Annotated in this window: 10 protein-coding genes, 1 pseudogene and 1 CRISPR repeat array; of the genes and pseudogenes, 4 read left to right on the top strand and 7 right to left on the bottom strand. The window is 43.6% G+C overall.

Annotated elements, in window-relative coordinates; all coding sequences use genetic code 11:
• Nucleotides 1-140: 140 nt before the first annotated feature.
• Nucleotides 141-775: a CRISPR direct-repeat array (repeat unit 37 nt; unit sequence GTTTCAGTCCCCGTGAGGGGTAATAAGGTTTGGAAAC).
• Between the two features lie 268 nt (nucleotides 776-1043).
• Nucleotides 1044-1961, bottom strand: coding sequence for a hypothetical protein (locus tag H6G76_RS35090; protein ID WP_190710799.1), 918 nt, complete (start codon nucleotides 1959-1961; stop codon nucleotides 1044-1046).
• Between the two features lie 145 nt (nucleotides 1962-2106).
• Nucleotides 2107-2340: a helix-turn-helix transcriptional regulator gene (locus H6G76_RS35085; RefSeq protein WP_242056669.1), complete on the bottom strand. Its 234-nt coding sequence runs from the start codon at nucleotides 2338-2340 to the stop codon at nucleotides 2107-2109.
• A 230-nt stretch (nucleotides 2341-2570) separates the two neighbouring features.
• Between H6G76_RS35085 and H6G76_RS35080 the strand changes: the two genes are divergently transcribed.
• The 4 genes and pseudogenes from H6G76_RS35080 to H6G76_RS35065 form a co-directional block, all read left to right on the top strand.
• Nucleotides 2571-3086 carry a hypothetical protein gene (locus H6G76_RS35080; protein ID WP_190710798.1) on the top strand — a complete coding sequence of 172 codons (516 nt, stop codon included), beginning with the start codon at nucleotides 2571-2573 and terminating at the stop codon, nucleotides 3084-3086.
• 60 nt (nucleotides 3087-3146) lie between these two features.
• Nucleotides 3147-3305 (top strand): hypothetical protein, encoded by a 159-nt coding sequence (locus tag H6G76_RS35075; RefSeq protein WP_190710797.1) that lies wholly within the window; start codon nucleotides 3147-3149, stop codon nucleotides 3303-3305.
• 137 nt (nucleotides 3306-3442) lie between these two features.
• Nucleotides 3443-3772, top strand: a complete 330-nt coding sequence (locus H6G76_RS35070; protein ID WP_190710796.1) for a hypothetical protein — start codon at nucleotides 3443-3445, stop codon at nucleotides 3770-3772.
• A gap of 34 nt (nucleotides 3773-3806) precedes the next feature.
• A pseudogene (locus tag H6G76_RS35065) lies at nucleotides 3807-3988 on the top strand (transposase); the annotation flags it as partial.
• A gap of 88 nt (nucleotides 3989-4076) precedes the next feature.
• Here H6G76_RS35065 and H6G76_RS35060 read toward each other — a convergent pair.
• From H6G76_RS35060 to H6G76_RS35040, 5 genes are all read right to left on the bottom strand, one after another.
• Nucleotides 4077-5444, bottom strand: coding sequence for an HlyD family secretion protein (locus H6G76_RS35060; protein ID WP_190710795.1), 1368 nt, complete (start codon nucleotides 5442-5444; stop codon nucleotides 4077-4079).
• A gap of 38 nt (nucleotides 5445-5482) precedes the next feature.
• Nucleotides 5483-7702, bottom strand: coding sequence for a peptidase domain-containing ABC transporter (locus H6G76_RS35055; protein ID WP_190710794.1), 2220 nt, complete (start codon nucleotides 7700-7702; stop codon nucleotides 5483-5485).
• A 186-nt stretch (nucleotides 7703-7888) separates the two neighbouring features.
• The gene (locus tag H6G76_RS35050) at nucleotides 7889-8245 is read right to left on the bottom strand and encodes a peptidase inhibitor family I36 protein (RefSeq protein WP_190710793.1); all 357 of its coding nucleotides are present in this window, start codon (nucleotides 8243-8245) and stop codon (nucleotides 7889-7891) included.
• 185 nt (nucleotides 8246-8430) lie between these two features.
• Nucleotides 8431-8763: a hypothetical protein gene (locus tag H6G76_RS35045; RefSeq protein WP_190710792.1), complete on the bottom strand. Its 333-nt coding sequence runs from the start codon at nucleotides 8761-8763 to the stop codon at nucleotides 8431-8433.
• A gap of 265 nt (nucleotides 8764-9028) precedes the next feature.
• On the bottom strand, nucleotides 9029-11246 hold a 2218-nt coding region (locus H6G76_RS35040; protein ID WP_206757043.1), incomplete at its 5' end, for an S-layer family protein.

Below are 11246 nucleotides of genomic sequence, written 5' to 3'. Positions count from 1 at the left end.
TCGTGTGGGTTGAGTCGAAGAATGATTCAATATTTTATGTGATATCATCCCCTTTTGGGGAAAATTACTGATGGGCAGAAGTAAATGCTCTTGTGGCGATCTCTGAGTTTAGCAGCTCGTGATTTACAAAATTGCTAATAGTTTTAATCCCCGTGAGGGGTAATAAGGTTTGGAAACTTTGCTAGAAAATTAGGATTACAAAAGCGAATGATTCGTTTCAGTCCCCGTGAGGGGTAATAAGGTTTGGAAACCACCGCCGCCAATAGACCCGGCGCGGATGGATCGGTGTACTCAGTGTTTCAGTCCCCGTGAGGGGTAATAAGGTTTGGAAACTTTGGGATATACCTTTCTTAACGATGTTCAGTTTTTAGTTTCAGTCCCCGTGAGGGGTAATAAGGTTTGGAAACATCCTGCCAAGTCCAACTAACAACAGCTTTGGTTTGTTTCAGTCCCCGTGAGGGGTAATAAGGTTTGGAAACGTTCGCGCCTGTGTTGATAGCATCTAATAAATTTCCATGTTTCAGTCCCCGTGAGGGGTAATAAGGTTTGGAAACTATTAATCTCAGCAGGGTTTAAAATTTTAGCTTGACCGTGTTTCAGTCCCCGTGAGGGGTAATAAGGTTTGGAAACCGAACCGCCGGATGACACAGAGGGTGAGATTTGTCGTTTCAGTCCCCGTGAGGGGTAATAAGGTTTGGAAACCAACCAAGGGAAAGCTGAAAACGCGCGTTATACCAAGTTTCAGTCCCCTTGCGGGGTAATCGAGTTTGGAAACTGCTCGGTGCTGAAACTATTACAGAGCAAGCTTCCTGGGAAGCTATTTGACGAACCTCAAAAACAGGTCGATTTCAGCCGCTATTATTGCGACTAATTCTCAACTTCCTTAATTGTTGAAACGCTACACTTATTATTTTGTCAAGGTTCTGGCGATTTTGGCAAACCTCCTAGGGTTTTTAACCCCGCTTCGACTTGCCAAACATCAAGCTGATTACACAATCATAAGATGAATATCCATCCATTGTCGAGTTTTTTTACACTTTGGATCAATCTGTAACCCCGTCTTCTTGCTCAATCACACTTAGCAGCTTTTCTTCCACATCAGTTAAATACGGTCGCTTCAATTCTCCCAGATATCTCAACATAGCACGGGCAGCATCTTCTAAATTCTCGTTTTCCCGAACCCTTGTAATGCGATCGCAAATCTCCTGCATCTGCTGGCATTCAACATCCGAATAATTGAGCGGTTTCAGGTGATCAATTCTCACTGTGTATTCTCCATCCCAAGCCTCAACTGTACAGCTAAACTCCCCCACATGAGTAACGATGCACCAACAGCCAGCTTTGCCTCTGAGGTCTGGGTTCTCTTTGGGTAGAATTTGACAAACTTCGCCAACACGGTAAGTATTGGGTAATTTCGTTCTTTCCATAATGCGCTGCACCACATCTTTAACGATGCGACCGGATGGGACTTTGCCACCTGCTTCTTCCACAGCAGCCTGCCAGACTTCTTGCTGTTGTTGGGGTTCAAGCTTTGTCATGGGTCTGATTTGCCCTTCTGCTGTCGGCAAAATGTGATCAAATTGATCACATTTTTGGATTAAGCAATCAAAAACAACAGCCGCATCCATTAAAAGGTAAGATTGGCGACGGCTGTGGCCAAATCTATCACGGCAATATTCCTCGAAGGTTTTGTGTGTTGAACGATAAAGTTTGCGACCGCGCAATTCCATCAATGCTTTTCCCGCTTCAAAAAATGCTCTCTCAACCTTTCGCTCCAGGTGCAGGCGATCGCGTTGTTCGTCCTCGGTCAGTTCTGGAACTTCAACGGCAGCAACATCGATAGTTGCGTTAGCGGGGTCTTGTAAAGGGGTAATGTTTTGGTGAGCAAGTTTTTCTTGTTGAGTATCGTCGCTTGATGAGGCAGAGTTGAATTTTTTGCGTCTGGAAGATGATTTATTCATAATTCCACTTGTTTAGGTCAGTGGTTTCTGTCCAGATTCGATTGAAAATTAACTCCAAGAATCTTGCTCTCATGAGATGGGTAAAGCTGAAAAAAGAAGTGCTTTTGGGGTTGGGTAACAGTCCCCTTATACCAAAAGCAAGACATTATGATGCTTGTTCTTTGGGTTCATCTGGAACGTACATTAACAAGTCACCCGGTTGACAATTTAGAGCTTTGCAGTATTTTTCTAATGTTTCCCTCTCTAGTCTGTCTGGCATGACTCTAATATTTTTATGCTTGCTGATGGTCACAGGGTGCATACCTGTTATCTCGGCAAGTTGTTTATAATCAATTTCTCTATCAGCCATTAATACAGCCAAGCGCCACTTGATCGGCATTGATTTCTCTACGAATGTCGGCATCTTTTACATTACACCTCCTTGAATTTGCCCTTTAGTATCTGCGACTATAGGATAAATCGTAGCATAAAATATGTTAGTTAGTAGCTTGACTTCATTAGTCGCTACGACTAATATAATAATCATAGAGACAAACAAAAAGCGACCGCCTACAGCCTGAGAAACTTGAGCGCTCGCTTTTTGACCTTGTATTTAAGGAGATTCCCATCATGCCACAGATCGCCCCCGCCCAGCAACCGCCCGTCTGTTGCACCCTACCGCACCTCAAAAGAATTGCTGCCCCCGACGAACAAGCGATTGCTCAAGCCGAACTGAACCAGTATGTTGCGGAGCAAGCCGAAGCGGTAGCACCGGAAGAATTGAGAGTAATTGATATATCTTTCTACGACAAAGAATATTACGCAGGCAACAAGCTGATTGCCACCGTAACCCACGACGATGACGATTTTGTGACGCAACGTTGGGTAGTAGTCATCAACAACGCAGAAGAATTTCGTGCGCTCACTCCAATGATGTGCGATCGCTACATTCGCATACATTACAAAGATAAGTCTTTACCCAAGCAAGAACAGGATGCGACAGATACCCCTTGCACAACCGGGAATGAAATCATGGCGCAGATTTTCGATGCCTGTGAGCAGCACGGTTTGGAACTGCTCGATGATGGGATTTACAAGGATGACGAGAAATTAGGCGAAGTCGGCTTTACAGACGGTCATTGGTAGTGCATCCGCGCAGCCCAAGCCCATCAAGGGAGAGTCATCTGTGGGTCGGTGGATGAGGCTGTGCGTAGATGCAAAGCAGCTTGTCGTGAGACATCGCTGCTGGTGGTTGAAGGTGTGGATTGGGATGACTTATTAGATAAACCATTCGACCAACTCAGTGAACAGGAATGGCTAACGGTGATGGAGTCTGAGCCAGTACAGGAATTGGTGGCGGCGTAAGCAAAAAGTGGGCTTTGATGCCCACTCTCATGATTCTTTCTCATGCCTTGCTTCAAATAATAAGCACAGCCAATTGGGACAAGCCTCAGTAATTCTGTCCCAATTGCTCACCCATCCCTTCAAGCATCAGCAAATTTATGCAACCGACAATCTCAATCCCTAAGCATTGGGACTACCCCAGCTTTACCTTTGGTCAGCGCACACAGCAGGGAATCATTTTAGGACTAGAATACCACCCTGCCGATACTCAATTGGCCTATGAGTACGGTCACGGTTGGAGATATGCAGTTATGGCTCACAACCATTCTGATGAAGTCCGATACTATTCCAGCGACCAAATTCAAACATTATCTGTTGCTGATTTAAAAACAAAGTTGCAATCAGAGATTGACCAACATCAACTGCACATTATGATTCTGCAACAGCAACTAACAGCTATCAAGAGAGGCGAGGTAAATGGCAAGTGAAGAGAATATGGTTTTCTACCGTTTATACGATGCTATTTATGTGGATGAAACACCTTGGTCTGTCAAAGGAACCAGGAACCAAAGAGTTGTTGTGGGTAGTGGCTAATTCTGAGTTCTGTTTATTTACAGCAGCTGATACTCGCAAAGCGAGCAGAATTAGAAAAAATTTTAGGGGCTGAGTATACAGGGGTAATTAGCAGCAATAATTTTAGTGTTTAGAATGTTTATCAAGCTGTTGCTCAACAAAAATGTTTAACACATCTATAATCTAAAAATTTAACTAATTACAAGGCGACTAACGAAATCAAACATCTACAATTAACCTTGCCTTCCGCAAAAATAATTGCAGTACAGTCTCTTGTTTAGAAATAATATCAGCTTTGCCTTCCATTCCCATTTGAACAGAACATTGTTTCTTTCCTTTACCTAAAGATAAGCTTTGCGGCTCAATCATCACCTCATAAAAAGCCGCACCTTTGGGGGTGGTTGTTGCAACACCATTACTATTATTCGCTTGTGGGAAAAAAGCATCTGGAGAAATCGTTTTGACCGTACCTTTGAGAGTGCCGTAATCGGGATAGGGACAAGCTCCTACTCGCATTTGCACATTTTGTCCTGGTTTCAATTTGTTTTTATCTTCAGTGCCAACCACTGCCTTAATCACTAAAGGGGCAGAAGTCGGAACAATTTGGGCAATTTCTTCTCCAGGACGCAATGTTTGACCAGGGTTACGCAGGTTGAGCTTGGAAATCACACCGTCTGCTGTGGCAGAAATGATAGTACTCTTAAGTTCGATATTCACTTGTTGGAATTCGCGGGTATCATGCTCTAGCTGTTGTTGTATTTCAATCTGTTGCCTAATCAGCGTGTTGCGTTCTTTGTTGAAGGCAGCGATGTTAGCGGCTCCTGTAGCTTTTTCTTGAGCAATCTGTTCTTGTGCGATCGCCATTTCTGCATTACTCGGATTCAGAGCCGCTTGCAGGCTTTGTAATTTAGCTTTGGCAGCAGAGAGTGCTTGTTCTTGCTGGCGAACAGCTAGTTGTGCTTCCTCGAATTGATCCTGTGACAAAGCTCCAACTTTGGCTACACCCTCATATCGGTTTCGCTTTGTCTGCGCTGCTTTCAAGGCTGCGGCTGCTGCTTTGACACTTGCAGAGGCTTCTTGAACATCACTAACAGTGGTAATTTGCTTATCTTGATACTCCCGTCTGCGACTCCTCAATTGGGCTTGTGCTGCTGCAACTGCACGCTGACTGCGGTCAGTTTCAGCTATAATTTGGTTCTCTAAGGCATCAATTTGAGCCTTGATTTGAATCAGTTGTAATTTTATTTGCCCAATACTACTTTGTAATTGGCTTTTCTTGGTTTGCAAGCGGGAATCGTCAATAGTAGCGATCGCCACTCCTTTTTTGACAACCTGATTCTCTTTCACAAAAATCTGCTTAACTGGCCCTTCTGTTGCAGCTTGAACCAGCCGCAATTCGCCAGCCGGACGCACAGTTGCTTGTGCTTGAACGGTGATTTTGTATTTAGTTACAGAGGCAACGGCAACTGCTATTGTTACAGTCACCAATGCGATCGCACCGCCAAGAGTAGTCCAACTACCAAGAGGTGGGAGAAAATCGCTTTCTTCAGCTTGGGGCAGCGAAATAGAATGAGACTGACTAACCATAATAAGAATCAGAGATAATTTTTCAGGACAGGATGGAATTAAATGACAGTGGCGTATTTGCCATTAGCCTGAGATCTGGAAGATTTCACAAGTTTTTTAGACGTTGATGGGAGAAAATCATCAAGGAATTCTAAGTGGTCTCCAGCAACGGAGCGCAGTTCTTCTGGAGAACCTTGGATTTGCAAACGGCCTTTATCTAGTAATACAATCCAATCGGCTCGTCCAATCACTTTGGGGCGGTGACTAATCAAAATTGTGGTTTTGCCTTGGCGATATGCCAGCAGTCGATCTAACACTTCGGTTTCACTTACTGGGTCGAGTGCGCCAGTAGATTCATCTAAAATCAGTACTGGCGGGTCAGTAATTATTGCTCTGGCGATTGCTAATCTCTGCCGTTGTCCTCCAGAAAGATTCGCGCCAAATTCTCCTAAAACAGTATGGTATTTATCAGGTAGCTGGCTAATAAATTCATCTGCTCCTGCTATCTGGCAAGCTGAGACAATTTCTTCAAAGGTGATGTCGGGATAGCTGAATTGGAAATTCTCAAAAATTGAGCGACTCCAAAAGTGCGGCTCTTGCGGAATTAAGACTACCTGCTGTCGCAGACATTCTACAGATAAGTCTTGTCGATTATAAATGCCATAACGAATATTACCTGACTGTAGGGAATACAAGCCAGCGAGCAATTTGGCTAAGGTACTTTTCCCACAACCAGATTTACCAATTAAAGCAACAGCTTGGCCACCAGGAATAGTCAACGAAAAATCTTGCAACAGGTCAACTCTACCAGCATGATGGAAGTTAACTTGAGAGCAAATAATATCTGCATCGGTGGGAATTTTTGCCCAAGGTCTTTTCTGTTCGTTTGAGTCTTCTGCGGTAGCGTCTATCACTTCTGCCATACGTTGAATCACAATTTGGGCAGTGATAAACTCATCTGCTAACCCGATAACTGAACTTAAAAAACCCAGAAAATTACCACTCATACCGTTAAAAGCTAGTAGCTGACCTATAGATAATGTTCCATTAATGACTAGATAGCTGCCTAACCAGAGTAAACCGATATTAGTTATGGTTGAAAGAACATTGGTAAACGTGCTGCTGTAGAGTTCCAACTTCATCGTACTCCAACCCAAGTTAGCGAGGCGACCATAATTAGTTTGATACTCTTGCCAAGCTTGCGGTGTTGCTTGGGTGGTTTTGAGTACTTGAACTCCTCGAAAGGTTTCTACTAGAAAGCCTTGGTTTTCAGTACCCAAAACGATAAGTTTACGAGTTTTCTGGCGTAAGGCAGGTAAGAAAAGCAGGTTAACTAAAGTAACAATAATAAAAGCTAATATGGAAGCCAGAGTGAGTTGCCAACTCAAAAAGAGCATAAAGCTCAAGGAAACTAAAGCAATAAAAAATTCGCTAGGTAAACCAAGAACAATCTGCGAAACTAATCTATTGATGGCATCAATATCGCCAATGCGACTGACGACTTCGCCACTACGATGTCCTTCAAAGTAAGACAAGGGCAAGTGTAAAAGTTTTCGACCATAATCCAACAGCAGTCCTAATTGCAGGCGTTGACTGAAGTGACCGATCAGGTGAGACTGTACCAAACCAATGGCACTTTTAAACAAGTTCAGGGCAATTACGCCAATTGCCACGGTAGTTAATAGTTGAGTATCCCCCCGCACTAGCACGTCATCAGTCAACAACTGCATCATCAAGGGATAAGCCAGAGACAAAAGTCCGATCGCAATGTTGATGGCGATCGCCTGGGCTAGAATAAAGCGATAAGGCCAAACACGCACCAGATAGCGTCCAAAACCGCTTATTTTATCATCCGACTGCTCGTAAAAACGAGCGTCATCTGGAACCAATAGCAGCATAATTCCATTGCTCCAACCCTCGGCTAATTCCTTACGGCTGAGGTAGCGGATACCAATGGCAGGATCGCAAATTACATATTTATTTCTCTTTTGTCCGTATAAAACTACCCAGTGATAACCTTTCCAATGTATGATGGCGGGCATTGGAGCTTTATCTAAACTGTCGATCAGTTGAGCCGAAGCTTTGACTTGACGAACGTTGAATCCTAAAGCTTCTGCACCGCGATTCAAACCCAGCAAGGTAGTACCTTGTGAACCTGTACCTACTGCTTCTCTGACTCGACTGATAGTTAAAGTGCGTCCGTAATGTTTGGCAACAGTTGCAAGGCAGGCAGCACCGCAATCTTCTTCACTGTGTTGGAGAACAACCTGGTATTTCATGGTAGAATTTGCTGTGTTAAGATTTCAAAAAATCTTAGGAGCGAATAGCGATCGCCCCTATCGATTGCAACAAGAGAGCGGGAAAAGACTTGAGCATTTTTCTCTTGTTTCTAACTCCTAAAAATTGGGTATCAGTATGAAGGTTGGGCTTGAAAAGGCTGATGTGCTGCTCATAAACAAGCCTTTCTAAAAAGAAGGCTCACTGCGATAGGATGAGATTGCGTCGTTAAAATCGAAACTGTCAAGATTTCTAGCAAATTGTCCTGGCCTTAGAGCAAGGCGTTTACCTCGGAAATTGGCCTCTGAGTAGAATGCCCAGACTTGGTTGGTTTCGTTAAAAAGTGAGGAAGCTTCGTCGTTAAAAACCCCGCCTTGCACTAGCTCCAAGTTCCTGACGGCTTGAGAAGGTAATCGGAAACCTGAAAAATTGGCATCAGAGAAAACTTGTATCCCACCAGAAATTGTGGCAGCAGATTCATGGTCAAGGTCTTGGACTAATTCGATGCTGTTGAGGTCTTGGGTTTGGTTGTTGATGTGAGACATTGTTTTTACCCTTAGTTAGTTTATTTTTGCTATTATTAAAGTGAGAGAGTAGGAGCAAATACGACCTCGCCCCTACCTACTAGAAGAAAAGAGTGTTACTCAGCTAAAACCGAAGGCGAGAGCATTCTTTTCTGTTTTAGTTTTTTCAGGATTTTAGCCTGTGGCATAAGATAGAACCGAGATGATTAGACAGGTCTGGCAGACTCAAAGTTGTTGTTGAAGATACCCCTGAGGTTATTTACTGTACCTGCTCTCAGAAGTCTGCGTGTACCTGTGAAATTCCTACCAGTATAGGCAAACCAATCTCTTGTACCTGTCACCTCGTACCAAGATGCTCTATCGTTCAAGTTGCCTAAACTAGGGTTTCTGCCGTTAAAAGTTCTCCGTGTTCCTTCACCATCGCGTAAGCTGGAAAGGACTAAAGCACCACCACTAACAGTAGCAGCAGATTCATGGTCAAGGTCTTGAACTAATTCGATGCTGTTGAGGTCTTGTGTTTGGTTGTTAATCTGAGACATTGTTTTTCTCCTGAGTTAATTAAGATACGTTAGTAAGTTGCATCTGTGCGGTGCTGGCGTTTTAGGTGTTCGCCTTCACTGCACATTCATACAATAAATCGATTGAATTAACCGCACATCGTCAAGATAGGAAATTGACTTTCCAATTTTGGAAAATTACGGCAAATTACAGGTAAATCAAATACAGATTTTTAGAACAAAGCTATATGGTTAGAGAGTTTCAAGCCTGTTAGCCACTGTAATTTTTGAACCTCAATCAACTAATTTAGTTACTCGAACAAGTACGGTGTTGTGGCCAAGCACCACCAGGAGCAACATTAGGTGCAGAACTAATGAGAGATACATTGCCATCAGACCCATAAATCCATCCAGTAGCTGGAATCAGTGGCAAGGGTGTAACTAGTTCATGCTTGTTGTCAATAGCTGTGTTCTCTTGTGGCGTTGAGATATCTGCGTTTATGCCAGACGGTATCTGATAAGTTTGATAGGATGCTACCTGGGGATCATCGGGCATGATTGGCAAGCCTCCGTTCCCTGTGATGAAGAATTTTCCTTCTGGTCGTTTACTTGAAGCAATGCAACTATTGGCAATCAACTGTGAACTATCAATGATGTTTGTCGGCAAAGCAGTTAAGCCTTGAGACGGGTCAACATCTGGTGTGTTGACTTGCACTACACCATTGAACTGTGGATTAGCTCCTGTAGCAGTAATATCGCTCTTTGGGGTGGGTGCATCCCGGAAGCGTGTTCCAATAATTGCTTTAGCGTTGATTCTCACATTACCGCCCCGAAAATCAATAGAATTAGCACTAATATCGCTATTGGCCAATGCAACTAAAATATTAGTGTTGATGTTGATATTGCCACCATTACCACGACCTCTCGCAGAAGCAGTTATTCCACTGTTACGGCGCAACAGCAGTAAATCCTGTGCCTGTAGTTCAATGTTGCCGCCTTCACCAAATGCGCTTGCTGCTGTAATTGCACCTCCACGGTCTAGAAAAATAGAGTTGGCTTGAATGCGGAGATTCCCGGAATTACCTAGCCCTTGATTACTGACTTCGACTGTTGCATTATCAGTCACTCTCAAAGTTCCAGTATTAATTGTTACGTCTCCCGAAGCTCCACTGGCTGTAGGAGGCAATCGATAAGCTTGTTGGACAGTCTGAGCCAAAATAGGAGCAGACGATCGCACAGAACTGGTATAACGAGAGTTTAACCCTGTACCTCTGACCTCTACAGACTCTTTGGCATTAATGGTAATACTACCTGCATTACCAGTTCCAAAGGTGGCAGAACTGACTGCTCCTCCAGAGCGAATCACCAAGGAGGATGTGTTAATTGTAACTTTTCCAGCATCACCAGCACTGGCAGCGAGAGCATTCACAGCACTTAGTAAAAAAATTCTTGACATTCCAATCAGTTCTACAGAGTCAAGAGCATTTACTGTGACTTCTCCTCCGTTACCGCTTCCCAAAGCTGAAGATGCTATGGCTCCTCCATTGAGGACAGTTAAGCGTTTAGTTGACAATGCAACATCTCCTGCTTTGCCGGAATTCAAACCAATAGCAGAGATGGCACTCAGCACAGTCGGTTCAAGGGGTGAAACTCCATTCACTTGTATAGAATCAGAAGCATTCACAGCCACATTACCCGCTTGAGCAGGACTGAAAGAGCGAGTAACGATTGCTGCTCCACCTTGAGCAATTAACTGCTTAGTGGCGATCGCAATATTAGCTCCACTTCCACTACCAATAGTTTCACTACGCAAGCCACCATTCAATCTACCATTTGGGTTGGTTCCACTGACTTTTAAAGACTGAGCAGCATCGACACTGAGACTTCCCCCAAACTGATCCCCATGATTTTGACTCAAAATCAATGAGCCATCAATAAGTGATATATTGTGACCCTGAACTTGAATAGAACCGCCACTAGCATTTGCTAACGCCTGTTGCGAGAGGCGAATATCTTGTAAGCTATGTACACTTTGATAGCTCAAAGCAAAGCCCACAGGAATGGGACTAAGGCTGACTTGCCCATCAGCTATACTACCTAACTCAATCCTTCCTTGCTCTGCGGTTAGCGTACTACCTTGTAAGTCTACATTACCCCCTACCAAAGCTAGTGTCTTTCCTGGTGACACCTGCAAACCTGTTGAGTTATTACCTACAGTAATTGGTGAGAACAGAGGTGTGGGAACAGATAAATTGTAACCATTGCCACGCACTACTATATTTCCTGGATTTGACCCAAATTGTAAGCCAACGGGTACACTGATAGTCAGCAAAGGTGAAGTTTGAGAATTTACAGCACTGAACTTTATACCATCACTAAAATTAATACTATTAGCGGTACTAGCAATAAACGAACCACCAATATTAGACTTGTCCGAAAACTTCAAAGCCAGACTGTTCAAAGCTTTGAGATAAAACTTTGATATTTGCGTCAAAACGTAATTACAAGGGGTTGAGATAGTTACT

This window comes from Nostoc sp. FACHB-152, from assembly GCF_014697475.1.
GTDB lineage: Bacteria > Cyanobacteriota > Cyanobacteriia > Cyanobacteriales > Nostocaceae > Nostoc_B.
This window is presented reverse-complemented; position numbering and strand designations above follow the sequence as displayed.

Coding starts and splice junctions, on each gene's coding strand:
- H6G76_RS35090 (WP_190710799.1), bottom strand. CDS start 1,961: ATGAATAAATCATCTTCCAGACGCAAAAAATTCAACTCTGCCTCATCA.
- H6G76_RS35085 (WP_242056669.1), bottom strand. CDS start 2,340: ATGCCGATCAAGTGGCGCTTGGCTGTATTAATGGCTGATAGAGAAATT.
- H6G76_RS35080 (WP_190710798.1), top strand. CDS start 2,571: ATGCCACAGATCGCCCCCGCCCAGCAACCGCCCGTCTGTTGCACCCTA.
- H6G76_RS35070 (WP_190710796.1), top strand. CDS start 3,443: ATGCAACCGACAATCTCAATCCCTAAGCATTGGGACTACCCCAGCTTT.
- H6G76_RS35060 (WP_190710795.1), bottom strand. CDS start 5,444: ATGGTTAGTCAGTCTCATTCTATTTCGCTGCCCCAAGCTGAAGAAAGC.
- H6G76_RS35055 (WP_190710794.1), bottom strand. CDS start 7,702: ATGAAATACCAGGTTGTTCTCCAACACAGTGAAGAAGATTGCGGTGCT.
- H6G76_RS35050 (WP_190710793.1), bottom strand. CDS start 8,245: ATGTCTCACATCAACAACCAAACCCAAGACCTCAACAGCATCGAATTA.
- H6G76_RS35045 (WP_190710792.1), bottom strand. CDS start 8,763: ATGTCTCAGATTAACAACCAAACACAAGACCTCAACAGCATCGAATTA.